The organism is Bacteroidota bacterium (assembly GCA_016213405.1).
Classification (GTDB): Bacteria; Bacteroidota; Bacteroidia; order Palsa-948; family Palsa-948; genus Palsa-948.
On sequence record JACRAM010000028.1, the window covers coordinates 1 to 26040 of the forward strand.

Below are 26040 nucleotides of genomic sequence, written 5' to 3' on the forward strand. Positions count from 1 at the left end.
AATCTCAAATTCCAAGTACCAAGAACCAAGAAAAAACTTTTGGGGCTTTGGACTTGGTTCTTGGTTCTTGGGACTTAAATGTTCGAGAATGTTCATCTATTTTTTAAAGTGCTTTGAATCAATTGTATTTGCACCGGATAAAAAATAATAACCAAAACAATAACAACAATGAAACGAAAACTTTTTTTATGTGTGAGCATGCTGTGTATTGCAGTATGCCTATGCGCCCAAACTTTTAATTACAGTTTTACGCAAAGCGCGGGCAGTTACCAATCCCTCACGGGAGCAACCACTGCTGCAAACAGTAATACATGGAGCGGCAGCGGGTATAAAATTCCTATCGGCTTTGCATTTAATTTTGCAGGCAAAAGTTTTGATACGCTCACCCTCACTTCCAACGGGCTTTTGCTTTTTGGCAATGACAACAAAAGAGCCATTGCCACCTTCAAGGGAATAATGCCTGTGAAGGATAGCACAGGCGCGTGGTCTTCCTTATTATATAAGACAGAAAGCGGCATCTTGAAAATAGAATATAAAAACTGCGGTTTCGGAATGAACAGCCCCGACCTGTTCAACTTTCAGGTATGGCTCAGCCAAAGCGGAAACAAAGTGGAGTTTCATACAGGCAGCACCACGTTATCAACTCTGCAGGATTCACTCATCATGCCGATTGTCGGATTAATAAATCCCTCAATGGACAAAACCAACAACGGCTATTTGCTCACCGGAAATCCATCTCAAGCCAATGCGGAAACAGCAGGTGCAGGAGATTTAAAATACATCATCAGGGTTCCTGATGCAAATACAGTTTATACACTCACACCTCAGTAATAAGCCCCCTCCTGACCTCCCCCATTGGGGGAGGAAAAGAAAAAAACCATCAACAAATAAAAAATACTTATCATGAAAAAAATATTTTCACTTCTCGCAGCAGTTTGCATCACAGCAAATCTTTTTTCCACTAACAGGTATTGGGTGGGAGCTACCAGCAGTTGGAACACTGCATCAAACTGGTCAACTATTTCTGGTGGAGGAGGCAGTTCAGGAGTCCCAGGTTCAACGGATGCAGCCATTTTCGATGGTGGAGGAACGGCTAATTGCAGCACTGATGCAAACGTAAATGTGGCAGGCATTAATGTGCAGTCGGGCTACTCGGGAACTATTACGCAGGGAGCCGGCTATACAATTACGGTTGGAACCGGCAACGCTGTATTTTCAGGCGGAACTTTTTCAGGAGGCAACAGCGCCATTACTTTTAACGGAACGTTCACACTTTCGGGCACAAATTTTATAAGCACAAGCGGAACAATAACATTCGGAAACAACTATACTTTTTCAAGCGGCACTTTTACGCATAATAGCGGATTGGCGCTTTTTAAATATCAGCTTACTATCACCGGTTCCACCACATTTAATAATTTAACTTTTAACAACCAATGCTCTTGTTCCGGCAATTTCACCCTTGCTGCGGGCACAACGCTTACGGTTGACAGCAAGCTGACAATATCCGGATCAAACATCTGGCAGCTTTTTGGAGGAACCATTGATGTGAAAGGAGATATTGATTTACTGAACACCCTCTCAGCCGGAAGCGGAAGTTCAACGATTATTAATATCATTGGAACCGGCAATCAGATTATGACCGGGCAAAGCACGGGACCAAAATGCGCCCTGCCACCGGTCAATGTCAATAAAGCATCGGGGACGCTTTATTTAAATAATACCGTCACTACCTGCGGAGTGTGGACCAATACTGCCGGAACTGTGGATGCTGCAACCTACGGAGCTACTTTGTATTTTAATCTTCAGCGCGCTTCTCATACCGTAACCGGAAGCATGACGCTCAACCACGTCATTGTTTCTAACACTTCCACCATTACCAGAACACTCACACTGAGTGCCGGAACTACTTTAACGGTGAACGGAACATTCACTTTGAGCGGAGACCACGCCATTGTGTTATCAGGCGGCAATATAGATGCCTATGGAGATGTTACCGTAACCAATACAGGAGGAAGCGGGGGAGGCGGCTCCAACGTGCTTACCATAAAAGGCAACGCCAATCAAGCGTTTACCGGCTCAGGGATTGCAGGCACAGGGCGTTTGCCCAATGTTGTGATTGACAAAAACGGCAACACGCTCATTCTTTTAAGCATTATTTCTGTTGACAGGGGTTGGACATATACCGCAGGCACGGTTAACCCGGGCACTTCAGTTGTTGCATTTACCGGCTCATACAATACCGATGGAGAAAATGCAACTCCCACCATCATGAGTTTTTACGATGTGTATGTTTTTTCAGGCACCCGCACCCTCACAGGCGCGTTTGATGTTGACCATGATTTAACAGTTTACTCAGGCGCAACGCTTGAGCAAAACTCAACCACTCCAAGAGCCATTTATATTGGGCGTAATTGGGATGATAACGGAGCATATAATACAAGAGGTGCGGAAGTTACTTTTAATGGCAGTGGAGCGCAAACTTTAACAAAACTCCCTTCCGGTGCGGAAACTTTTGAGAAGGTGGTTATAAATAAATCTTCCAATCAAGTCAATCTGAGTGCGCCCATAGTTATCAATAATTATTTGACACTTACCAGCGGCAACATTTCTTCCAGCACTACCAATTATGTAAAATTGATTGACAATGCAATAATAACCGTTGGCAGTGGTTCAGCATCTTCATTTGTTGATGGCTATGTGCGCAAAGTAGGAAATGATATATTTACATTTCCAATGGGAAAAGGCACAAGCAACTATCATCCTGTTTCTATCAGCGCGCCATGCAGTACAAATGCAGAATTTTCTGCGCAGTATTTTAATTCCAATCAGGGATACGGAAGCACTTTAGATGCCTCCATTACAAATTTAAGCAACTGTGAATACTGGATTGTAGATAGAGAAGTGGGTTCATGTAATGTATATGTAACGCTTGAATGGAACGCTAACTCATGCCTGATTTCTTCCCCTATACAGAATATGCAGGTGGCAAGATGGAACAGCGGAACTTCGCAGTGGGATAATCACGGCAGCAGCAATACTACAGGAAATACCACCAATGGAACGGTTACTACCTGCACAGCAGTAAGCACATTCAGCCCTTTCACATTGGCTCAATGCAATGCTAATTGCACGAGCGCAAGCCCTGCGGTGAGCGCATCGCCTTCCACCATCTGCTCAGGTCAGAGTTCCACACTTTGCGCAAGCGGTGGTTCTTCTTATTCATGGAATACAGGCGCAACTACTTCCTGCATTACCGTTTCGCCTACAACGACAACAACCTACAGCGTTACCGTTTCAGACGGATGTTTGTTTTCAACTACATTAACCGTAACAGTTACCTATAATTCTGCTTCTCCACCCACAGCAAACGCAGGATCAGATGTTCAGGTGGAAGACCCTGCAACTTGTCAGGGCGCTCAGCCCGTTCAAATTGGTTCGGCACAGGTGGGCAGCAATACTTATTTATGGACTGCCTCTGACCCGACTGCACTGAATTATCTGAACCCGGGGGCTACAGATCCTGACCCTTTTTTGAGTTATTATAATCCGGGACCCTATGGTACATATAATGTAACAATGACTGTTACAGTAACAGACCCAAGCACCGGTTGTTTAAATTGGGATGACCTGGCAGTGACTTTTGCCGCCTGCAGAATGGGGCATTGGGATACAACAACATCCGTTTCAAATGCGATTGAAAATAAAATAGAAATATTCCCTAACCCTGCTGCTGATTTTATAAATATTATAGTGCAGATTGGCGAAAAGGAAAGCGCATCAGTGGAGTTCTATGATATGATTGGGAATAAAATCCTCCCCGTTCAACTATTTCATGATAGTGACTCAAAAACAATTTCTTTTACTGAAATTAATAAAGGGATTTATTTCTATAAAATAAAAATAAACGGTGAAAATTATAAAACAGGTAAACTCGTAATTGCTCGTTGATGAAAAAAAATCTATATAGCATAGTTTGTGGTATTTTTCTTTGTTCATCTGTTTTTTCACAGGTGGTTTCTTCAGGGAGATTTCATTCACTTTTTACTTGCAACATAGGTAGTGCAAAAAGTGCTGGGCTTAATCTCACTGGGCAGTTAGGGGATGGAACTACCGCAAACAAATTATCTCCTGTGCAGGTTAGCGGATTTACTGCTAATATTATGGCTGTTAGTGGGGGTAAAAATCACTCTTTATTTTTAAAGAATGATGGCACTGTCTGGGCTTGCGGATATAATAATTATGGCCAGTTAGGAGATGGCACAAATACTCAACGAAATTCTCCCGTACAGGTAAGTGGGCTTACAGGTATAACTGCCATAGCTAACAAAGAGAATCATTCTCTTTTTTTAAAAAGTGACAGCACGGTTTGGGCTTGCGGGTTTAATGCTTCGGGGGTATTAGGTGATGGAACAACCGTAGATAAATCAACCCCTGTGCAGGTGAGCGGGCTTACTGGTATTATCGCTATTGCAGCGGGAGGTGACCATTCTATTTTCCTGAAAAGTGATGGTACTGTATGGGCTTGTGGAAATAATACCCAATGGCAGATTGGGGATGGAACAGGTATAACCAGAACCACACCAGTGCAGGTAAGTGGGCTTACTGGTATTATCGCAATTACAACGGGATATTATCATTCCCTTTTTCTAAAAAGTGACGGCACGGTGTGGGCTTCCGGATCTAACAATGGCACATATGGAGATGGAAATATTAATAGCAGTCCCGTGCCGGTGCAATCGCTGATTACAGGTGTTATCGCAATAGGCGCAGGAACTGGTGGTTATTCTCTTTTTGTAAAAAATGATGGCACCGTTTGGGGAAGCGGTGCGAACAGCTATGGGCAGCTTGGAAATGGAAATACAACTGATGTAACCACTCCTGTGCAGGCAAGCGGGCTTGCAAATATCATTGCTGCCACAGGAGGAAATGCTTTTTCTCTTTTTGTTAAAAACGATGGCACGGTTTGGGCATGCGGGCAAAACAGTTATGGGCAATTAGGTATAGGAAATATGACCGAGCAGCACACGCCTGTTCAGATAACAAGTTTATGCTCGGTGGTGGGGGTGGAGGAGCAGCAGTGGCAGGAGGAGGCAGGAGAAATACAGGTTTATCCAAATCCCACGAGCGGGCTGTTTAATGTGCAGATGAGTAAATTAGCCAACCTGCCCGTTCCGCAGGCGGGTGTGCAGATGAACAGCATAGAAGTTTATAATGTATTTGGAGAATGTATTCATCAGCATATCAGCACATCCGCACATCCGCACATTGACTTAAGCGAAGCGCCCGAAGGAATTTATTTTGTAAAGATTGAAACAGCGCAAGGCATAGTGAGCAAGAAGGTGGTGGTGGCGAGGTAAACCCCGTAGGATACAAAGTTATCCAACGGGGTAAATCAATACCTCCACGAGTTAAACCTTTTCATGCCAATCAACTGGTCGTAATTGCTGCTGATGGGTTTATGGTAAACATAAATCACATAATCATTTTCGGTTTCGTAATGCGTGCCTTCAATAAAAGCTTCATCGCCTGATTTTTCGTTGTCTTTCAGATAAACGTATTCGTAGTTGTAATAACCCTGCTTCACGTAAAGCGTTGCTTCGTACTGAGATAAAATTTTATTGTAATGCATTTTGTATTCGTTGGAATATTTCCAGTCAGTGAGCCCGCCAAAAACATAAATGCTTCCCTCTTCAACAGGTTTATCCATCGGCAGCGTAAAATGCACATACACATACTCGGCTTCGGTTTCGCTGGCGGAGGGAGAACTTTCCTGCCGCGTGATTTTATATTTTCCGTCAATGTCCTTATCCGATAGGTATTGAAAAAAGTTTCTGCGCTTGCCCGGAAAAAGATACACATGATAGTTCAGCGAATCGCTGGCAATATATTTTACATACTCAGAATTCCACCGTAAGCTTTTGATGTCAAAGTTCCTGAACTCGTTTCCTCCCGGAAAAACATTGTCGTTATCATAATCATACGTAAGTTCATTGTCTTTTACAAAGAGCGGCTTTAGTTTGGTGATGGCATTGTCCCATCGGTCGTTCTGCATCAGCACCACTTTTAAATCCTGATACGGACTGGCGATTTGATAGCCGGGAGTCTGAATGGAGAAATCAATTTCCTGTTTATAGTTGTAATCATTCACAATAGTGGCGTGATGAATGTCAGGAATGATGTTCACGCGCTCATCCAGCACCATGAATCTTCTTGTGATAATAAGATCGTTCTGGTCGTAATCCTTAAAAACTTTCAGAAGGTAATTTCCTGATTTGGATGGCTTGAGATTTTCTGTAGGGAAAAGTAATTCGTAATGCACGTATTTCTGAATAGTGTTTCTGGAATACTGGTAATCGTTGATGTTGTCGTCAAAAAAACCGCTGATGTATTCTGTCTGCAAAAGGCGGTCGCTCGGATTCCAGCTCGCATCACAATGAATGATGGTGAAGTGGTAGTTTTTTGATTCTGCATCCAAATCGTCAAACGAAAGTCTGAGTTTATCGGTGGAGCCGAGTTTGATGACAGGCGCTGTGAACTCCCAGTCATCTTTCTGCAACTGAACGGTGCGTATGTTTTTCTTGTAAACGAAATTATCGTAGCGAATGAAATCCGAATTGTAATATTGAGAAGTATCCTGTGCAAAACATGTAAAATGTAAAATGGCAAATGGCAGATGTAAATACAAAACTATTAACCAAATATTTTTTGCTTTCATTTTTTTTCTCCCTTTAGGGCAGGGGTTCTTTTTCTATTTCTTCCACTCCCAGAAACGCCATGTGTCCAAGATGCCATACGGGGTTAACGCTCACATGGTCTAAGAATTTTGTTTCAGAAAAGCAGGCGGACGTTTCGTTGATGGGCATTTGTTGAGTTCCTCCTCTCATGGTGAAAAACACGATGGGGAAAATAATGGGAGGGATGATCAGCTTATACATCATTTTACCGGTGGAGTAGGGTATCACCATCAGTATCATTACGCGGAAAAGCAGAACAAAAGCAGCAATACCCGCCATTACGCCAAGTCCTGTTGCAATAAGTTCAAATGTATTGAGGTAAGGAAATATTTTTGCAGGAGAGAGAAGATAATGGAAGGTGTTATAGTTGATCAGCGCGTTCCATTCTCCGTACATGGCGATGTTTGAAATGCATACTATCGTAATGGCTGAAATAAGAGCGATGTTGTAAAAATGATTGGTGCGGTTTATAAAATTTTTTTTCACAAACTGCTGAATTGCCCACAGGATTAGCGGGATGGCAATCAAGTAGGCAATGGTGGCTGCATCCATCCGAAAAGAATAAACAAAAACCATTAATGCCTCAGAAAATTTTCCGTCAGGGATTTTGCTCGGATAACTGATAAGGAAAATAATTCTGTACAGCGTAAAAAAAACAAGCCAGTACAGTGCGAGCTTAGCAAAATATATCAGACTTCTGAGCATCAGTTCAGCCGGATTAATTTTCCGTTTCCTGTTCCTTTCACGCTGGCAGCAGGGTTTCCTGAATAATAAACATCACCTTCCCAGTCAATCGTTAGGGCAAGAGATTGTTTCGCGTTGAGGTATTCATTGCCCGATGCTTTTGAATAAGACCAGGTGAAGTCGGTTTCCAGATCTTCGCAGTGCAAATATCCTTCTCCGGTATGATAAATCCCCATCAAAGAAGATGTTCCGTGAAGAGTTACATCTGAAGTAGTGCCCAGATGATTGAAAACAACATGGGCGTTCAGCCAAAGTTCAACATCACCGGATTCGTTGGTAAGAATATCAAGCGTGTCGCATGAAATAATTCCATTGCTGCTTATCTTTCCGCTGCCGTGATGTGAAATATATCGCAGCGAAGGAATGGTTACATAGACAGTAAGAGTTCCTTTTTTATAGCTGCGGGACCAATTGCATTTGTTGTCATTATCAATATGAAGTTCACCGTTTATAACTTCCGTTTTTACCAGCGGAATTAAATTTTCCCCGCCTTCCACTTTTACTTCCTGTAAATTTCCCTGCGTTATAAATACGTTCACATTGTCTTTAAGATAAATTTTTGTAAAAGGAGGCAGTTCGCGTATCACAGAAGTTTTTTCACCGGTGCGCTTAAGCATATCCCACCTGTTTTCTTTCTTGCAGGAAAAGAACAATAATAAGAAAATAAAACAGAAAATGATTCTGAAATATGCTTTCATCATAAGAAGGAGGCGAAGGTAAAAACATTCACATAAATCCACAATTCTTATTTCTCACTACATTTGACAGGTAAAGATGAAAAAAATAAAACTCCCGCATCCGCTTATCCTTATTGTGGGAATTGGTTTTCTCCTCTACGCCCGTTCGCTTTCATTTGATTACACCAACTTTGACGACAATTCTCTCATTCAGGATAACCAGAATTATATTTCAGACATTTCAAATCTTGCCGATGCGTTCAGAAAAACAGTTTTCATTACCGGCTCAGATGTTTTTTACCGCCCTGTGGAAACGGTCTGGTTCATGCTCAACGCCCAATTTGGCGGAACCAATCTTTTCGTCTATCATCTTTCGGCTTTGCTTCTTCATTTTCTTGCAGTGTATTTTGTTTTTCTTTTACTCAGGCGATTTAATAATTCAGAAGAAGTTTCTCTTTTTCTTTCTCTGATATTTTTGGTTCACCCCGTGCTTACGCAGGCGGTTGTTTGGGTGCCGGGAGTGGTGGATATTCTGACAACGGTTTTTTCTGTCAGCGCTTTTCTTTTCTTTTTAAATTTCATTAAATCCCGGAAGAGAAAACATTTTGTATTGCACATTTTGTTTTTTGCTTTGGCTCTTTATACAAAGGAGATTTCCATAGGAATAATTGTGGTCTGTCTCTTTTATCTTCATTTCATTGAAAAAGAAAAATTAGTTTCATACAATAAGAAAGTTTTTCTTGCCGGCTGGCTGGTTGTATCTGCCGTATGGTTTATGATGCGCGATGCTGCTTTGCAGAGCCAGCAAGGCAAAGGAGTAAGTTCAATGATTTCGTCCGTTGCAGAAAACCTCACGGGCTTTATTCTGTATATCGGAAAGATTCTTTTGCCCTTCAATCTTTCTGTAATGCCTGTGATGAAAGACAATACTTTTATTTTCGGAATCATTGCATTGGCAATTATCATCGGAGTAGTCTTTATTTCAAAAGAAAGAAAATCAAACTGGATTTTGTTTTCTGTTATCTGGTTCGTGATTTTTCTTTTGCCTACATTTATCCGAACCAGTGAATTCCGCGTTCATCAGTTTTATGAGCACCGTATGTATTTGCCGATGGTTGGGTTTTTACTTCTTGCCACACAGGTTGACTGGATTAAAAACTTCTCTTCTGAAAAGACAATCTGTAGAATCTCTGCTCCGGCTATTTTGCTTTTCTTTTTCATGCTCACGTTCAGGCACGAGAAAACCTTCAGCGATACCAAATTATTTCTTGATAATGCAATTGCCACTGCACCCAATTCCTCTCTTGCTCACCGAAACATGGGAATTTATTTTCAGGATATGGATGACAAAACCGGGCATAAAGAAAAATCTTTTTTAGAAAATGCCGCTGAGGAGTACAAAAAGTCATTGGGATTAAATCCTAATGAAAATGATTTGCATAACAACCTTGGCGTGATTTATGACACATGGGGCAAAAAGGATTTGGCAGAGAAGGAATATCTGGCAGAAACAAAATCGAACCCTGCCAACAGTCAGGCGTGGCACAATATGGGAGTGATTTGCGCTGAAAGAAATGAAAATGAAAAAGCAGAAATATATTTTAAGAAGGCGATTGAATTGCATCCTGCCGCCAGCACGTATCAGCAGTTAGCGCTTCTTTATAAAAAAACGGGAAGGAAGCAGGAGTTTGAAAAAATTGTTTCCATGCTTCAGAACGCGCAACAGGGAACACAAAATTCTCAAAATAATCTTACAGTTCCCAATCAAGCGATTCCAACAGATGCTGCTTCGCTCGGAAGGCAATTAATGCAACAAGGCAAGCTTCAGGAAGCTGAAAAAGTTTTCCTGAAAGAACTTTCTACTGACTCGTTGAACAAAGTCGTTCTGTTCAATCTCGGACTCATTTATTATTCTTCCAAGCGATTGCCCGATGCGGAAAATGTTTGGAGAAAAGCTGTTCATATAGATTCTACCTACACCGATGCATATAATAACCTTGCTATCTGCCTTGCCCAGCAGGGAAAGAATTCTGAAGCTGAAATTGTTTTGAAGAAATTAGTTTCTTCCAACCCTGATTATGCTGACGGGTATTTCAACCTAGCTAACTTTTATGCCCGCAACGGCAGAGATGATAATGCGCTTGTGTATGTGAATGTGCTGAAGAAAAGAGGAATCACAAAAGAGCAGTTTGCACAGAGAGGAATTAAGCTGAGTGCTGAGCTTGAAAAAATATTTGATAAATAAAATCCAATGAAACGTTCCCTGATTGCTTGCTGGCTGGCGGTTCTTGTATTGCTGACCTACAGAATTTCATACATGAAACTTGATTCTAAGGAACCATTCGTTGTAACAACATGGGATGCCTTAGGATATTATTTTTATCTGCCATCGGCATTTATTTACCACGATGCTTCTGAATTAAAATGGTTTTCGAAAATTGACAGCGCCTATTCTGTATCGGGCGGACAGTTGTATCAGGCAGGAAAATCAAAGAACGGAAATTATGTTTTTAATTATCTGAGTGGCGTTGCCATTCTTCAAGCTCCGTTTTTTTTAACGGCTCATGCAGTTGCAGGCATTGCAGGATATGCCCGTGACGGATTTTCTCCTCCCTATCAATACGCCATTGCTTTCAGTGCAATTATTTATTGCGTGTTAGGAATTTTCCTTCTCAGAAAAATACTGCTGAATTATTTTGATGACGCAACCACCGCTGTAACATTATTGCTCTTGTTGCTTGCAAGCAATTTTGTTCAATACGTTTCAATAGATGGAGCCATGAGCCACAGTTATATTTTTTCCATGTATGTGCTGGTACTTTATGCTGCCATGAAGTGGCATGAAAAACCTGCAGTTCGCTGGGCTTGTATAACCGGATTCATAATCGGGTTAGCCACCATCTCCCGTCCTACTGAATTAATTATCCTGTTCATTCCGCTATTGTGGGGTTTGCAGACTAAAGAATCATCAAAGCAAAAATGGGATTCAGTGAAGGCAAATAAGAGCCATATCGTTTATGCAGCATTATGCGGGTTTATAGGTGTGCTTCCTCAAATGATATACTGGAAGATCACATCCGGCTCATTCATTTATGATGTGGGAAGCAAGTGGGATTTTCTGTCTCCGCATTTCAGGGTTTTATTCGGCTGGGAAAAAGGTTGGTTTATTTACACGCCTGTAACGGTTTTATTTGTAGCGGGATTATTTTTTATGAAAAAATTTCCTTTCCGTAAATCTGTAATCACTTTTTGTTTATTGAATATATGGGTAATAACTGCATGGCACGATTGGCGGTATGGAGCCAGCTATTCCTGCCGCGCTTTAGTTGAAAGCTATCCGGTATTTGCACTCGCGCTGGGTACGTTTATTCAGAAAATTAATTTTTCAAGGTGGAAATATGCCTTTTATGCAGTTGGATGTTATTTGATTTTTGTCAACCTGTTTCAGATTGTGCAATATAACAGCACCCTTCTTCATTACAATGACATGAACCGGAAATATTATTCAGGCATTTATTTGAATATGCATCCTTCGCCTTTTGATATGAGTTTGCTTGATACGGATGAAATGCTTACTGATGAAAGCAATTACCAGAAAATCATTTTAGCGAATGCAGACAGTATAAGCAACATTGCTCTCGAACCCTATGCGTCTTCCTCTTTATTCGAAACAAAAATCTCAACTGCCGAAACGAAAAATAATAATCACGAAGACTGGATTAAAATTGAAGCGACTATTACTATCCGCAAAGGCACGTGGGGATGTTTTATAAATTCAGAACTTCAGACGGGCGATTCAATCAAGCACGATAAGGTAAGACTGCAAAATGCAATAAGTAGTCCGGGTAAGGATAACGAATACGGATTTTATGTGAAGGTGCCTGAATATTTCAGGCAAAGCATATTCAGATTATCCATTTATTCCCCATGCGAACTGGAGGGAGAAATAAAAAAGATGAAAGTAACCCGTTTAACGAGCCGGTAATAAAATCCTCAAAACTTATATCCAATTCCGAACTCAACATTTTCAGCAGTTGCCCAGTGAGTTTTCAGCGTGTAATTGATGATGAAGTGTTGGGTTGCCTGATAGCGGATTCCGATCCGGTGGTAAAGAGGTCCCTTTACAGTTGTCTTTGAAAAAACATACGCTCCCATTTCAAGCGGGAGAGAAAACTTTCCAACCACAAGTTCGTAGCCAAAGCGTAAACCCAACTGCAGGTTATTAAGTTTATTGCTTGTATCAAAAAGAGTATCGCGTTCCGCTGTGGCAAGGTTTTTCATTTCGTAAAAGGCATCTGCTCCCATGCAGAAGCGCGATTTTTCTGAAACAGTTTTCCATTCAGTTGCATAGACAGAATAAGCCGCATATTTTTTTCCATCGGGCGCACTTGCTTCATTCTGTCCTGCCGCGGCAATGATTGTAAAAAAATATTTCTGCTTCAGGGTATCAGGTTTCACAGCTTGTATTATCGCTGATTGCTGATTTTTGTTTTCTGATTTCTTAAAACTGATTCCCACATTCACCGTGGCAATGTTTATTCCCAGATTCGGCATCGTCCACGCTCCATTCGACAGGTGAGAAAGCCCGATACCCGTTTCCATTCTCATGTTTTTTGCAGGATAAAAAACAGAATTCAACTTAAGATTGATAAAAGCATTGAGAAGCGAACCGTTGATATTATTTTTGTGATTGTCAATGCGGTTATAGGGCTTTGTAATGAGGCCGATTCCATCGCTTGCCCGAATATAAAGCTTGAACTTTCTATCGGGATTGAGCGGAAAATTTACAAATGGAAAAATTCCAATTGCCTGTCCGAGTTGTTCGGCATTTCCCAGATCGGCAAAATAAAGACCTAAACCCTTTTCCGGATTTTTATAAACCTGTTCCCATCGCTTTGCTCCGTTTGTTTGCAGAATAAAGTTCAATTCTCCTGCCGGAACGTGGCTCTTGATGAGATATTCCATATTGCGGTGATGCGGAATGATGAAGCCATAGTGCGCGTTCAGATTGACATAAAGTTTTTTCCCGGGAAGTGTATCCTGGCAGAATAAAGCATAAGAAATTAAAATAAAGAATATGGTAATGATTCTTTTCACTTGAGGGATTTATGCAAAACTAAAAATATCTCTATGTTTGCACGAATGAAAAAGGATATAAAGAAAAAGAAACATTCGTCCGTTCTTCCATCGCCTTCTTCCGCAAAGAAAAGAACAGAAACTACTTCGGCATTTTCACAATTCATTGCGAGTAACAATTTTTATTTTCTGCTTCTTGCCGTTCTTGTATTGCTTGTTTCAAGTATCCGCTGGAGATTAGCCGGAATGCCTCTGGAACGGGATGAAGGCGAGTACGCTTATTTCGGGCATTTGATTTTGAAAGGCATTCCTCCCTATAGCGAAGCATACAACATGAAACTTCCGGGCATTTATTACATGTATGCCCTCATCATGGCAGTTTTCGGAGAATCATTTAAAGGCATTCACATCGGGCTTTTAATCATGAATGCAGGAACCATGCTTCTTTTGTTCAGCGCATTCAAACGGTTTTTTAATCCTATGACCGGACTCATCACAGCTGGATTCTATGGATTGATGGCTATAACATTTAACGTTTTGGGTTTTGCAGCGCACGCCACACACTTTGCTGTGTTTTATGTTGCGCTGAGTTTGTTCTTAGCCCCCTTTAATTCCCCCGAAGGGGGAAAACAGCAGTCCAGCAGGAACATTCGGATTTTTCTTTTTGGTATTTCACTTGGCTTTGCGTTTCTTATGAAACAGCAGGCAGTATATTTTATACTGTTCGGTGGAATTGTTTTTGTTTCTTTTGAAGTTATTAATGCAGGAGGACTAAAATCTTTTTTTAAATCCACCCTTCGGGGGGTTAGGGGGGCTGTCCTTTTTTCTCTTGGAGTGTTTGTTCCTTATCTGCTGGTGGTGCTTATCATGCTTGCATCGGGTACTTTTGATAAGTTCTGGTTCTGGACAGTTCAATATGCAAGCAAGTATGCTTCCGGTCTTCCCTGGTCGCAGGGAAAAGATCTGCTCGACATGACCTTTGCGCCTATCTGGACTGAGTTCAAATGGATATGGATACTGGCAATTGCAGGATGTGTTGTCGTTTTGCTTCCTGCTTTCTCCATGAAACAAAAAATACTGGCAATCGCATTTGCCGTGTTTGCGGCATTGGCAACCACTCCCGGATTTTATTTCCGCCAGCATTATTTTATTGTTGCGCTTCCTGCCGCTGCGCTGCTGGCTTCCATCGCTCTTGATTATGCAGGAAGATGGACTGCTGAAAAAATAAAGATCAAACTGATTGGTATTTTATTTCCGCTGATTGTTTTTGCATTCCTGTACAACAACATCGTTACAAAATCAAAATTCTTTTACGCAGATGAAGACCCTGTGGCGCTTTGCAAAGCCATTTATGGAACAAACCCGTTTGTTGAATCGGTAGAGATTGCAAACTATATAAAAGCCAATTCTTCCGATACAGATAAGATTGCCGTGCTGGGTTCTGAGCCGCAGATTCCTTTTTACGCGAACCGGAAATCAGCCACCGGACATATTTATACCTATGGCTTGATGGAGATTCACGAGTACAATTTAAAGATGCAGGAAGAAATGATCGCTGAAATTGAAAAAGCAAAACCCCTGTTCCTTGTGTTTTGCAATGTTCCGTTCTCATGGTTGAGCAAACCAAATTCACCCATGAAAATATTTGAATGGTATAATAAATACGCAACAGAGAATTATAACATTGTCGGGTTAGTGGATATTCCCGACCAGGGACCCAGCAGTTATTACTGGAACGCAGATGCGCAGCGCCAGCCAAAGAACAAGAACTCTGTTTGGGTGTTTAAGAGGAAGGAGAAAATCACACAATGATTCGCAAACAACGCTTTGAAAATATAATTGATTACTTCAGCACACACATGCCTGCTGCTGCAACTGAGTTGGAATACACCAATCCTTATGAGCTTATTGTTTCTACCATTCTTTCTGCCCAGTGCACCGATAAGCGCGTGAACATGACCACGCCCGCGCTGTTTAAAAAATTCCCTACTGTTCAATCTCTTTCTAAATCATCTCCTGAAAAGGTTTTTCCTTTTATCAAAAGTATTTCTTATCCCAACAACAAATCAAGGCATCTGGTAGGCATGGCTAAACTGCTGGTGAAAGATTTTGGCGGTGTGGTTCCTTCTGATGTAAATGAATTAGTGAGACTTCCCGGTGTGGGAAGAAAAACCGCTAATGTTGTCGCTTCTGTTGTTTACCACAAACCCACCATGGCAGTTGATACGCATGTGTTCAGGGTTTCTGCAAGAATAGGATTAACGGTGAACGCAAAAAATCCTTTTCAAACCGAAATGCAATTGGTGAAATACATTCCAGAGAATAAAGTTGCCATAGCGCATCACTGGCTGATTCTGCACGGAAGGTATGTGTGTGTGGCAAGAAATCCTAAGTGCGCTGAGTGCGGAATAAAAGAGTTTTGCAAATTTTATGGGAACAAAAAATCTTTCAACAACTGACCCTTATACCTTATGCCTTATACCTTTTTTAATTAGGTTTGCCCCGAAGGGACTCCTTCGGAGCCTCCCTAAATGCTAAAGCTATTTAAGAACATGGTTAAGAACACGCATTCCACACGATTAAAAGAAGGAGACAAAGCCCCTGATTTTTCATTTGTGAATTCTGATGGCGCAACCGTTTCGCTGAAAGATCTGAAAGGGAAAAAAGTAATTCTTTATTTCTATCCGAAAGACGATACTCCCGGCTGTACGGCTGAATCATGCAACCTTCGCGATAATTATTCTTCGCTGAAAAGAAAAGGATACGAAGTGATTGGAGTAAGCAAAGACGATGAAAAGTCTCACGGCAAGTTCATTAAGAAATTTAAACTTCCCTTTGCTTTGATCCCTGATACCGGCAAGGAAATCATTAAGGACTACGATGTATGGGGAAAGAAAACTTTCATGGGAAAAACTTTTGACGGAATCATCCGCACTACATTTGTGATTGATGAAAAAGGAAAGATCGAAAAAATAATTCGGAAAGTAGATACTAAAAATCATACGGAGCAAATCTCAGAAACTAATTCAGTAACTCAATAACTCAACAATTCAATAAATTTTATCATGGCAAAAGAAGCAGTAAATCCCGTAGGACGAACGTCCAACGGGATAAAAGAAAAAGAATCTCATAAAGAGATCAAACCGGAAGTGAACAAAGAAAAATTGAAAGCGCTCCAGCTCACCATTGACAAACTGGAGAAAGCTTATGGCAAAGGCACCATTATGAAAATGGGAGTAGATGAAGTGATACAAAAAGTAGATGCGATACCAACCGGTTCGCTCGGATTGGATGTAGCGCTTGGTGTGGGTGGTTTGCCCCGCGGAAGAGTCATTGAAATCTATGGTCCTGAATCATCAGGAAAAACTACGCTCTCGCTCCACGCGATTGCAGAAGCGCAGAAGTTAGGAGGCATTGCAGCGTTTGTGGATGCTGAACATGCATTTGACAGAACGTATGCGAAAAAACTCGGAGTGAATCTGGAAGACCTTCTTATTTCACAACCCGATAACGGAGAACAGGCGCTGGAGATTACTGAAAACCTGATTCGTTCGGGTGCGATTGATATTATCGTAATTGATTCGGTTGCGGCACTCACACCAAAAGCGGAAATTGAAGGAGAGATGGGAGATTCAAAAATGGGATTGCACGCAAGGTTGATGTCGCAGGCGATGAGAAAACTTACCGGCACTATCAGCAAAACAAAATGCTGCGTGATTTTTATTAACCAGCTTCGTGAAAAAATAGGAGTGATGTTCGGCAATCCTGAAACAACTACAGGCGGAAACGCGTTGAAGTTCTACGCTTCAGTACGTTTAGACATTCGCAGAATCGGACAGATAAAAGAAGGCGATGAAGTGATTGGCAACCGCGCGAAAGTTAAAGTGGCAAAAAACAAAGTTGCTCCTCCGTTCCGGCTTGCTGAATTTGATATTCTTTTCGGAAAAGGAATTTCCAAAGTGGGCGAGATCATTGACATCGGTGTTCTGCATAACATCATTCAGAAAAGCGGTTCATGGTTTTCTTATGAAGGAACAAAACTCGGACAAGGACGCGATGCTGTGAAGCAGGTGTTTGATGATAATCCGGAACTTGCAGACGAGATAGAAAAGAAAATTAAAGAAGTGCTTATTAAAGAAGCATAAGTATGTCGTCATTGCGAGCGAAGCGAAGCAATCTTTTTTTACTGTTTACTGTTTACTGTTTGCTGTTTACTGTTTTTTTTTCTTCCTGCGGAAATGGCAATGAAGGACAACTTCCCACAGTAGCAAACGACTCACTTCCTGCTGATGTAGCCGCCATCAATCAGAAAATAAACAGCGACCGAAACAATGCTGATTTGTATTTTCAGCGGGCGAAAGCGTACTTTTCTCACAAGGATATGGAACACGCTATCAGCGACATGAACATTGTTTTGAAAATTGACAGCACAAAACCCGATTACTATATTTTTATTTCAGATTTATATTTCACGCAAAACAAAACACGTGATACGCGCGATGCGCTGAGAAAAGCAGTAGCTGTAGATTCAACAAATGCCGGAGCGCTGATGAAGTACAGTCAGTTATTTTATCTGCTTCGAAAATATGACACAGCCACCATTTTCATTAACAGGAGCATTCATTTCAACAACTCAAATCCGGTTGCTTATTTTCAAAAAGGAATGATTCTGAAAGAATGGGGAGATACGGCAAATGCGATTTTAAACTTTCAGAATGCCATTGTGTTTGATCAGAAATACTATGATGCATATATGCAGTTGGGGATTTTATTCTCTCTGAAACAGAATTCATTGGCGCTTGGATATTTTAATAACGCGTTGCTGATTAAGCCAAAAAGCACAGAAGCGTTATATGGCAAAGCAAAATTTATGCAGGATATAAAAGAATACGACAAAGCCATTCAGGAATATGATTCACTGCTTGTGATTTCTCCTGAACATCAGGACGCTACTTTTAATATTGGAGCTATTTTGTATGAACAGAAAAAATATGACGAGGCTATGCAAAAGTTTGATTTAATAATCAAGCGGGATGCAAATTTTTATCGCGGATATTACGGGAGAGGCAGGTGTTATGAAGCAAAAGGAGAAAAACAAAAAGCGATGGATGATTATAAATATTGCCTCGCGCTCAAACCTGATTATGATTTAGCCGCCATTCAATTAGATGTTATTGGTAGAAAAGCAGGGAAGAAAATGTAAAAATATTTCTCTGCAAAACCTGTCCGGTCTTTTGTGATTTTTCAAACCTGTTTTTCTTTAAAGTTTAATAAAGTCTTTTGGAGTAAGTTAGTTTTTCATTCTTTTCCCATCCTTAAACTTCACCACAAAACAATCCTTAAAACCCTTTGATTGCATTTCGCTGCGATACTTCATTGCCTGCTCAATTGTTTTGAATTCGCCCGCGGTGTATTTGTAAAAAGCGCCATCCTGATACTCGCCTACATCTTTCAGTCCTTTGAATTTATCAGATAGCAGGGGAACGCGGGTGCCGGCTGACATGAACTGAACTTTGTAAATGATTTGTTCGTTGCCAGTTGTTAGTTGCCCGTTGTTTGCCGAATCTTTTTTAATAATCACTTCTGACTTCTTAGCTGAATCTATTTTAACAGGTGGTAGCATTTTGTTTTTTGGAAAAGTATCTTTAGGAGCAATTTCAATTTCATTCTCAATTATCGGTTCTTTTCTAATCTGAACAGAATCTTTCTTTGGTTCTGTTATTCCTTGCCCTTTGCCTTCTGGTTCTTTTATTTTTGAACTGTCTTTCTGCGGAATAAAAGGCGGAGCGGTTTCAATGTCATCTTCATACTTCACAAGTTTTCCTTCCACTTCATCCTTGTATTGGCGGAATGCACTGAAGATGGCGCGTGCCATGTTATCCTGTCCTTTTTCTGAACTTGCAAAATTTTCTGACTGTGTGTTTGAAAGAAATTCTGTTTCAATGAGCACGCTTGGCATAGTTGTTCTCCAAAGCACAAGAAAACCGGCTTGCTGAACTCCTTTGTCAATTCGCCCTGCTTTTTCTTTCACATTCTTCTGAATCTTTGACGCAAAGTTTAAACTCTGTTTCAGATAGGCATTCTGCTGCATAGTTAAAAGTATGTAGCCTGTTTCGCTGTTCGGATCAAATCCGTCATAGCGTTTCTGATAATTTTTTTCCAAGAGTATTGATTCGTTCTCACGCTTTGCCACATTCAGGTTGGCATTTGTTTTATGCAAGCCCATCACATACGTTTCGGTTCCGAATATTTCCTCGTTGCAGATTTTTTGTTTTGTTTTTTTGATATACGAACAGGCAGTATTACAATGAATGCAGATGAATAAGTCAGCTTTGTTTTTATTAGCGATGGCGGCTCGCTCATCCAGTTCTATAAATACATCTGTGCTTCGTGTATACACAACTTTTACATCAGGAATTTTTTCCTGAATATATTTTCCAAGTTTAAGCGCAATGCCAAGCGCGATGTCTTTTTCCTGTGACGTGGTGATGCCAAGGCATCCCGGATCTTTTCCTCCGTGACCGGCATCAATCACCACTGTTTTTATTCCGAAGAGATAGGCGCCTGCTGCAAAAGAAATTGTTTTGTTAAAATTTGTTAAAGAGTTGCTTTCTGGCGTAACTTTTGGTGTAGAAGACACGCCTATCAATGAAGTAAATACAATAAGAAATATGGAGAAGCGTTTGTTCATGTAATTGTTAGTGGTCAGTTGTCAGTAGCCGGTTGTTAAAATGCAACGGGCAACGAGTAACTATCAACTGACTTTTTTATTTAGTTTTACCTAAAGAACAAATTTACGTTAGAAGAAGGATGCTTAAAACCGGCACATCTGTTTTTTTCACCATAGCAATGTTAATTTCCATTGTATTTGTTTTATTTCTTTCTGAAGCATCGTTTGCTCAGGATTCAATTTCTAAACCTTCTCCTAATTCAGGCATAAAATCAAAAGTAGTTTATAATTCGCGTGATTCAGTGCGTTTTGATGTAAAGAATCAAAAAGTGTTCCTGTTTGGTGATGCAGATGTAAAGTATGAAGATATGGAATTGCATGCTGATTACATTGAGTTTGACATGGCTGATAATATTGCATTTGCCAGAGGTGGAAGAGACAGTGCAGGAAAAGCGATTGCTGACAGCGCTGGAATGCCTGTTGGCGACCCGGTATTTTCTGACGGAGAAAAAAGTTTTGACGCAAAAGAAATCACGTACAACTTTGAAACTAAAAAAGGAAAAATCAGGGAAGTGACCACGCAGGAAGGAGAAGCGTTCATTCACGCGAAAGATGCGAAAAAAGATACAGGGGATGTTTACTACATCAAAAATGGAAGATACACTACCTGTGATTTAGTGGACCCGCACTTTTATATCAAATCAACAAAACTTAAAATCATTCCTGACGATAAAATAATTTCTGGTCCCGCTTATCTGGTGATTGCTGATATGCCAACTCCTCTTGCTCTTCCGTTTGGAGTGTTTCCAAATAAAACTGGAAGGAAGTCAGGAATTCTGATTCCGTTTTATGGAGAATCCAACCTTGGATATTTTTTAAAAGAGGGAGGTTACTATTTTGGGATCAGCGATTATTTTGATTTGGCTTTGAGAGGTGATTTTTATTCGAAAGGAAGTTATGGAGTAAAGGCGCACACGAATTATGAAAGACGATATAAGTATAGTGGAAATCTGGGAATAAGTTTTTCGGATATTCAAATCAGTGAAAAAGAATTTCCGGATTACAGGAACACGCAGGATTTTTTTGTGAAGTGGCAGCATGCGCAGGACGCTAAAAAAAATCCTACTTCAAGATTTTCGGCAAATGTGAACGCGGGAAGCAGCACGTATCAAACTTTTAATTCCAATACTGCAAATGAATATCTTACCAACACGTTTCAGTCAAATATTGCGTGGAATAAATCATGGCAGGGAAAACCCTATGCTCTTTCCATGAACATGTCGCACAGCCAGAATACTCTTCAAAAAACAGTGGATGTAACTTTGCCCGAAGCGGCTTTTTCAGTGGCGCGCCAATATCCGTTTAAGCGGAAAGAGCAGATTGGAAAACCCAATGTGCTTGAGAAGATAGGAACCAGTTTCTCATTGAATGCGAGAAATCAAATCAGTTCTCCTGAAAAAGATTTATTCAAGGAATCTTCTCTTCAAAAATTTCGCAATGGATTGAGAGCAACTGTTCCCATCAGTACTTCGCAAAATCTTGGTCCGCTGATTTTTACTCCTTCAGTTAATCTATCCGGGCGGGGATATTTTCAGACAATCAGAAAGCATTTTGATGTCAGTGACAGCAGTTTAGTGACAGATACGCTGCACAGATTTGCCGGTGTGTATGATTGGAATGCAGCGCTTGCCATGAGCACAAAACTTTACGGAATGTATTTATTTAAAAGAGGAAGAGTGAAAGCGATTCGGCATGTAATCACACCCAACGCGTCTTTGAGTTACAGACCTGATTTCAGCCAGGAGCAGTATAATTATTATCACTATGTGCAGACCAGTATTGCAGGAGATTCGGTTTTGTATTCCATCTTTCAGAATGGAATTTATGAATCGCCTGATCAGGGAAAATCCGGATTTGTTAATTTCTCTCTGAATAATAATTTAGAAATGAAAGTTCGCCCGTCAAAAAAAGATACTTCCACGCAAGACAAAAAAATTATGCTTATTGAGAACTTAAGTATTGCTTCATCTTACAACCTTGCTGCCGAACATTACAACTGGTCAGATATCAATGTGACAGGCAGTACAAGGCTTTTTAAAATAGTTAACATCACACTAAGTGGAATTCTTGACCCTTATGCGTATGATTCAACGCTCAATAGAAGAGTAGAGCGATTTGAATTTCGTGAAACGGGAAACATGGCACGCCTCACATCAGCTGCATTTTCACTCAGCACTAGTTTGAGAAGTTTAATGAAGAAAAATACAGAAGATAAAAATAAGAAGACAAATACAAAGGGAATTAAACAAAATGAAGACGAACTCAATTATATTATGTCTCATCCTGATTATTATGTTGACTTCTCTGTGCCATGGAATCTTTCTTTTAACTACAATGTCATTTACACAAAACCCGATACACTTAAAACCATCACGCAGTCATTTACTTTTAATGGAGATTTAAGTGTAACAGAAAAGTGGAAGATCGGCTTTCAGTCAGGATTCGACATAGTGAAAAAAGATTTTACTTTTACATCGCTGAACATTTACCGAGATATGCACTGCTGGGAAATGCATTTTGACTGGGTTCCTTTCGGATTGAGAAAGAGTTACATGCTGAGCGTGGCGGTGAAAGCAAGCGTGCTGCAGGATTTGAAACTCAGCAGAAAACGGGAGTGGTATGATTATAATTAAATCAAAAGTTTTTAAGTCACAAGTCAAAAGTTAAATACACCTATGAAACAAATTACTCTCTTTGTCACTTTCTCACTCTCTTACTTTCTCACTTTCTCACAAACGCCCGACAGCGTTGTGATTAAAAAAATATCCGATGAAATTTTTGTGAGCGGAGAGTGCTACAGGAATGTGGAATATTTATCCAAAAAAATCGGCTCTCGTCTTTCGGGTTCATCTGGCGCAGAAAAAGCAGTTCAATGGACTTTTGAAAAAATGAAGAGTTATGGTTTTGATACAGTCTATCTTCAGGAAGTGATGGTTCCGCATTGGGTGAGAGGAGAGAAAGAAAAGGCAAAAGTGGTAAGTCAAAATTCAAAAGCGGAGACAGAGGTAGACATAGTTGCTTTAGGTGGAAGCATTGCAACGCCCAAAGAGGGATTAACAGCAGAAATTGTTGAAGTAAAAGATTTTGACGAACTCAAAAAGTTGGGTGAGAAAGGAGTGAAAGGGAAAATTGTTTTCTATAATCATCCGTTTGATGTGAAGATGATTATTCCTTTCCAGATGTATGGCGAAGCGGGGAAATATCGTTTTATTGGAGCTTCAGAAGCGGCAAGGTACGGAGCGGTTGGCAGTGTGGTTCGCTCCATGACAAATTATATTGACGATTATCCGCATACAGGCGCAATGGGTTACAACGATTCACTTTTGAAAATTCCGGCATGCGCCATCAGCACACTGGATGCAGAATGGCTTTCGCAAGAGTTAAAGAAAGATGGCAAGGCAAAATTTTTCATGAAGATGAATTGCCAAACGCTGCCTGATGTGAAATCGTATAATGTGATTGGAGAAATGCGGGGCAGCGAACATCCTGAAGAAATAATCACTGTGGGAGGGCATCTCGATTCATGGGATTTGGCAGAAGGAGCCAGCGATGACGGAACGGGTGTGATGCAGAGTTTGGAAGCAGTACGCGTGTTAAAACAAATCGGTATAAAGCCCAAGCACACCATTCGCGCGGTGATGTTCATGAATGAAGAGAATGGAGGCAAGGGAGGAGAAGAATATGCAAAGCAGGCGCTGTTAAAAAAGGAAAAACATATTTGCGCGCTTGAATCAGATGCAGGCGGATTTACTCCGCGGGGAATTACGCTCAGCATGACCGATGAAAAAAAAGCAGCGGTGCAGAAGTGGAAAGATTATTTTCTGCCCTATGGCGCTTATGATTTTTCGCACAAAGGCGGAGGTTCAGATATTGGTCCGCTTGGAAAACAAAACTGCCCGCTGATGGGATTAAGCCCCGATAACCAGCGCTACTTTATTATTCACCACACGGCACGCGATACGTTTGAACAGGTGAACAAACGCGAACTTGAACTGGGCGCTATTGTGATGACGATGATGGTATATCTGGTGAGCGAGTACGGGCTTTAGGATTTAATTTCTTTTTTTCCTATTGCGTATAATCCTGCAAACGTAAGCACTCCGTTCACAATCAGCAGTTCATTGCCGAAGAGGTAGCCGTTGAAAAGCGTTTTTGAATTTGCATCAAGCAGATAGCAGAGAACAGGGGAGAGCAAACAGATTACCGGAACCAATTTATCCTGCACATTTCTTTTGGTAAGTATTCCGAAGAAAAATAATCCGAGCAAGGGTCCGTAGGTGTAGTTGGCTACTTTGAAAAGCTGGCGGATTACCGCTTCATCATTTATCATTCTGAAAATTACAATCACAAGCAGAAGAAGAATGGCAAAGCAGATGTGGACGATCTTTCGGATAAAAACTTTGCGAGCTTCTGCCCTCTCCCTTTCTCCCTCTCCCACGGGGAGAGGGTTGGGGTGAGGGCGTTCGAAGTTCAAAAAATCAATGCAGAAGGATGCGGTGAGTGCGGTGAGGGCGCCATCAGCGCTGGGGTAGGCGGCAGAAATTAATCCGATAATGAAAAACAGTGCAGACAGTGTTCCGAGATGCTGAAGCGCGATGATGGGGAACAAATCATCGGTGGTTCGCTCGGGAACGGAAATGCCTTTTGTGGTAATGAAGAGATAAAGGAGCGCGCCAAGGCAGAGAAAAATAAAATTCACCAATACAAGAATGAAACTGAACGTGAGCATATTTTTTTTTGCTTCGCCAATGTTTTTGCAGGAAATATTTTTCTGCATCATTTCCTGGTCCAAGCCCGTCATGGCAATGGCGATGAACATTCCTCCAAAGAAATGTTTCGGGAAAAATGTTTTCGCCTGCCAGTCGCTCACTACGATTTTCGAGTAAACTGAATCTTTGATGGCAGTTACCATATCTCCAAAACCAAAATCTAATTGCCGGCAAATCAAAATAACAGAAAGCACGAGAGAGAGAAGCATGAAAGTGGTTTGCAGAGAATCTGTCCACACAATTGTTTTTACTCCGCCTTTGAATGTGTAAGCAAGAATCAGCATAATGAAAATGCCGGTGGTGACAGCGAACGGAACACCCCACGCATCAAAAACAAAAATCTGCAATACGTTTACCACAATGAACAACCGGAAGGAAGCACCGATGGTTCTTGATAAAATAAAAAAGAATGCACCTGTTTTATACGAATAAGTTCCCAAACGATTTTTGAGATAAGAATAAATAGAAGTGAGATTTAACCTGTAATAAAGCGGAAGCAGGACAAAAGCAATCACAAAATACCCAAGCAGATATCCAAGCACCATCTGAAAATAAGAGAATGCTCCTTTGCTCACATCACCGGGCACGCTCATAAAGGTGACTCCGCTCAGCGAAGCGCCTATCATTCCGTAAGCAACGATAAACCACTTGCTGGAACGGTTGCCTATGAAAAAACTTTTGTTATCGGCATTTTTCGCAGTGAAATATGTTATAGCGAATAATACCACAGTGTAAATTCCAACACAAGTGAGAATCAATACAGGGCTCATGCTGCAAAGGAAAAACTAATGACTAATGACTAATGACTAATGACTCGCCTTCTTTGAACAGAGTTGTTGACAGAGGAGAAGTGCTCGGGATGGGAATTGAACCAAAGACACCTTTTTACATAGTAGTTTCAATAGGAAAAAACATATATGCAACAGTTCGTATTGTTCAAGCAAAAGCAACTGATGGATAAGCGAAAGTTAAAATCGCATGAACGAAAGTTAATGTTGTGTAAACAACAGTTATTATTCTATAAACGATTGTTAATGTCATAGAAGCAATAGTTAATGTTGTGTAAGCAAAAGTAAATGATGAATGAACAACATTTAATGTTGGATAAGCAAAAGCAAATGTTCACCCAAGCATTTTTGAGTTTGGACGATGGAATTCAATAACTCGTCTAAAAGTTTGTTAAAAACAGTTGCAAATTCATGTTATGAATTACCTTTCACAAATTAACTGGTACAATCTGAAAGTTAACCACAAGGAGCAAAAGACATCTTTTTGGGACAGTTTTTCGCTTGATGATTGAGTCTTGT

The 26040-nt window shown here is 40.8% G+C and carries 19 protein-coding genes; 13 read left to right on the forward strand and 6 right to left on the reverse strand.

Features of this window, described 5'->3' with window-relative positions:
* Positions 1-168 precede the first annotated feature (168 nt).
* From HY841_03150 to HY841_03160, 3 genes are all read left to right on the forward strand, one after another.
* Positions 169-831 (forward strand): hypothetical protein, encoded by a 663-nt coding sequence (locus tag HY841_03150; GenBank protein MBI4929733.1) that lies wholly within the window; start codon positions 169-171, stop codon positions 829-831.
* A gap of 72 nt (positions 832-903) precedes the next feature.
* Positions 904-3951: a T9SS type A sorting domain-containing protein gene (locus HY841_03155; protein ID MBI4929734.1), complete on the forward strand. Its 3048-nt coding sequence runs from the start codon at positions 904-906 to the stop codon at positions 3949-3951.
* Positions 3951-5360: a T9SS type A sorting domain-containing protein gene (locus HY841_03160; protein MBI4929735.1), complete on the forward strand. Its 1410-nt coding sequence runs from the start codon at positions 3951-3953 to the stop codon at positions 5358-5360. The genes HY841_03155 and HY841_03160 overlap by 1 nt, the downstream gene beginning before the upstream one ends.
* A gap of 35 nt (positions 5361-5395) precedes the next feature.
* Here the strand turns inward: HY841_03160 and HY841_03165 are convergent, their stop codons facing one another.
* The 3 genes from HY841_03165 to HY841_03175 are packed head-to-tail and all read right to left on the reverse strand — an operon-like array spanning position 5396 to position 8098.
* Positions 5396-6718, reverse strand: a complete 1323-nt coding sequence (locus tag HY841_03165; GenBank protein ID MBI4929736.1) for a DUF5103 domain-containing protein — start codon at positions 6716-6718, stop codon at positions 5396-5398.
* Positions 6719-6731: 13 nt separating this feature from the next.
* Positions 6732-7442 (reverse strand): hypothetical protein, encoded by a 711-nt coding sequence (locus tag HY841_03170; GenBank protein ID MBI4929737.1) that lies wholly within the window; start codon positions 7440-7442, stop codon positions 6732-6734.
* Positions 7442-8098: a DUF2807 domain-containing protein gene (locus HY841_03175; protein MBI4929738.1), complete on the reverse strand. Its 657-nt coding sequence runs from the start codon at positions 8096-8098 to the stop codon at positions 7442-7444. Before HY841_03175 ends, HY841_03170 begins: the two co-directional genes overlap by 1 nt.
* Positions 8099-8255: 157 nt before the next feature.
* Here HY841_03175 and HY841_03180 point away from each other — a divergent pair, with 157 nt between their 5' ends.
* Positions 8256-10403 carry a tetratricopeptide repeat protein gene (locus HY841_03180; GenBank protein MBI4929739.1) on the forward strand — a complete coding sequence of 716 codons (2148 nt, stop codon included), beginning with the start codon at positions 8256-8258 and terminating at the stop codon, positions 10401-10403.
* A 6-nt stretch (positions 10404-10409) separates the two neighbouring features.
* On the forward strand, positions 10410-12143 hold the full coding sequence (locus tag HY841_03185; protein ID MBI4929740.1) for a glycosyltransferase family 39 protein: 1734 nt from the start codon (positions 10410-10412) through the stop codon (positions 12141-12143).
* Between the two features lie 8 nt (positions 12144-12151).
* On the opposite strand, the gene HY841_03190 is transcribed toward HY841_03185, so the two are convergent.
* Complete coding sequence (locus HY841_03190) at positions 12152-13255, reverse strand: acyloxyacyl hydrolase (protein MBI4929741.1); 1104 nt, start codon at positions 13253-13255, stop codon at positions 12152-12154.
* A 45-nt stretch (positions 13256-13300) separates the two neighbouring features.
* Here HY841_03190 and HY841_03195 point away from each other — a divergent pair, with 45 nt between their 5' ends.
* The 5 genes from HY841_03195 to HY841_03215 all read left to right on the forward strand — a co-directional run bounded on the left by HY841_03195 (position 13301) and on the right by HY841_03215 (position 18437).
* A complete protein-coding gene (locus HY841_03195; protein MBI4929742.1) occupies positions 13301-15046 on the forward strand; it encodes a glycosyltransferase family 39 protein in 1746 nt (581 codons plus the stop codon).
* On the forward strand, positions 15043-15693 hold the full coding sequence (gene nth / locus HY841_03200) for an endonuclease III (GenBank protein MBI4929743.1): 651 nt from the start codon (positions 15043-15045) through the stop codon (positions 15691-15693). Before HY841_03195 ends, nth begins: the two co-directional genes overlap by 4 nt.
* Before the next feature lie 93 nt (positions 15694-15786).
* Positions 15787-16275, forward strand: a complete 489-nt coding sequence (gene bcp / locus HY841_03205) for a thioredoxin-dependent thiol peroxidase (GenBank protein MBI4929744.1) — start codon at positions 15787-15789, stop codon at positions 16273-16275.
* 24 nt (positions 16276-16299) lie between these two features.
* Positions 16300-17379 (forward strand): recombinase RecA, encoded by a 1080-nt coding sequence (gene recA, locus HY841_03210; GenBank protein ID MBI4929745.1) that lies wholly within the window; start codon positions 16300-16302, stop codon positions 17377-17379.
* 2 nt (positions 17380-17381) lie between these two features.
* Positions 17382-18437 (forward strand): tetratricopeptide repeat protein, encoded by a 1056-nt coding sequence (locus HY841_03215; GenBank protein MBI4929746.1) that lies wholly within the window; start codon positions 17382-17384, stop codon positions 18435-18437.
* 87 nt (positions 18438-18524) lie between these two features.
* Here the strand turns inward: HY841_03215 and HY841_03220 are convergent, their stop codons facing one another.
* A complete protein-coding gene (locus HY841_03220; GenBank protein MBI4929747.1) occupies positions 18525-19925 on the reverse strand; it encodes an N-acetylmuramoyl-L-alanine amidase in 1401 nt (466 codons plus the stop codon).
* A 119-nt stretch (positions 19926-20044) separates the two neighbouring features.
* Between HY841_03220 and HY841_03225 the strand changes: the two genes are divergently transcribed.
* Both HY841_03225 and HY841_03230 read left to right on the forward strand, forming a co-directional pair.
* A complete protein-coding gene (locus tag HY841_03225; protein ID MBI4929748.1) occupies positions 20045-22597 on the forward strand; it encodes an LPS-assembly protein LptD in 2553 nt (850 codons plus the stop codon).
* Between the two features lie 42 nt (positions 22598-22639).
* Positions 22640-24013, forward strand: coding sequence for a M20/M25/M40 family metallo-hydrolase (locus HY841_03230; GenBank protein ID MBI4929749.1), 1374 nt, complete (start codon positions 22640-22642; stop codon positions 24011-24013).
* Here HY841_03230 and HY841_03235 read toward each other — a convergent pair.
* A complete protein-coding gene (locus HY841_03235) occupies positions 24010-25503 on the reverse strand; it encodes a sodium:solute symporter (protein MBI4929750.1) in 1494 nt (497 codons plus the stop codon). The two genes, HY841_03230 and HY841_03235, sit on opposite strands and share 4 nt — an antisense overlap.
* 32 nt (positions 25504-25535) lie before the next feature.
* Between HY841_03235 and HY841_03240 the strand changes: the two genes are divergently transcribed.
* Positions 25536-25694 (forward strand): hypothetical protein, encoded by a 159-nt coding sequence (locus HY841_03240; protein MBI4929751.1) that lies wholly within the window; start codon positions 25536-25538, stop codon positions 25692-25694.
* Positions 25695-26040 lie beyond the last annotated feature (346 nt).

What these genes read in the sequence shown, in the direction of transcription:
- HY841_03215 (MBI4929746.1), top strand. Translation starts at nt 17,382, where the DNA reads ATGTCGTCATTGCGAGCGAAGCGAAGCAATCTTTTTTTACTGTTTACT.
- HY841_03240 (MBI4929751.1), top strand. Translation starts at nt 25,536, where the DNA reads ATGACTAATGACTCGCCTTCTTTGAACAGAGTTGTTGACAGAGGAGAA.
- bcp (MBI4929744.1), top strand. Translation starts at nt 15,787, where the DNA reads ATGGTTAAGAACACGCATTCCACACGATTAAAAGAAGGAGACAAAGCC.
- HY841_03180 (MBI4929739.1), top strand. Translation starts at nt 8,256, where the DNA reads ATGAAAAAAATAAAACTCCCGCATCCGCTTATCCTTATTGTGGGAATT.
- HY841_03195 (MBI4929742.1), top strand. Translation starts at nt 13,301, where the DNA reads ATGAAAAAGGATATAAAGAAAAAGAAACATTCGTCCGTTCTTCCATCG.
- HY841_03230 (MBI4929749.1), top strand. Translation starts at nt 22,640, where the DNA reads ATGAAACAAATTACTCTCTTTGTCACTTTCTCACTCTCTTACTTTCTC.
- HY841_03170 (MBI4929737.1), bottom strand. Translation starts at nt 7,442, where the DNA reads ATGCTCAGAAGTCTGATATATTTTGCTAAGCTCGCACTGTACTGGCTT.
- HY841_03225 (MBI4929748.1), top strand. Translation starts at nt 20,045, where the DNA reads ATGCTTAAAACCGGCACATCTGTTTTTTTCACCATAGCAATGTTAATT.
- HY841_03185 (MBI4929740.1), top strand. Translation starts at nt 10,410, where the DNA reads ATGAAACGTTCCCTGATTGCTTGCTGGCTGGCGGTTCTTGTATTGCTG.
- HY841_03165 (MBI4929736.1), bottom strand. Translation starts at nt 6,718, where the DNA reads ATGAAAGCAAAAAATATTTGGTTAATAGTTTTGTATTTACATCTGCCA.
- HY841_03160 (MBI4929735.1), top strand. Translation starts at nt 3,951, where the DNA reads ATGAAAAAAAATCTATATAGCATAGTTTGTGGTATTTTTCTTTGTTCA.
- HY841_03235 (MBI4929750.1), bottom strand. Translation starts at nt 25,503, where the DNA reads ATGAGCCCTGTATTGATTCTCACTTGTGTTGGAATTTACACTGTGGTA.
- HY841_03150 (MBI4929733.1), top strand. Translation starts at nt 169, where the DNA reads ATGAAACGAAAACTTTTTTTATGTGTGAGCATGCTGTGTATTGCAGTA.
- nth (MBI4929743.1), top strand. Translation starts at nt 15,043, where the DNA reads ATGATTCGCAAACAACGCTTTGAAAATATAATTGATTACTTCAGCACA.
- HY841_03220 (MBI4929747.1), bottom strand. Translation starts at nt 19,925, where the DNA reads ATGAACAAACGCTTCTCCATATTTCTTATTGTATTTACTTCATTGATA.
- HY841_03155 (MBI4929734.1), top strand. Translation starts at nt 904, where the DNA reads ATGAAAAAAATATTTTCACTTCTCGCAGCAGTTTGCATCACAGCAAAT.
- HY841_03175 (MBI4929738.1), bottom strand. Translation starts at nt 8,098, where the DNA reads ATGCTTAAGCGCACCGGTGAAAAAACTTCTGTGATACGCGAACTGCCT.
- recA (MBI4929745.1), top strand. Translation starts at nt 16,300, where the DNA reads ATGGCAAAAGAAGCAGTAAATCCCGTAGGACGAACGTCCAACGGGATA.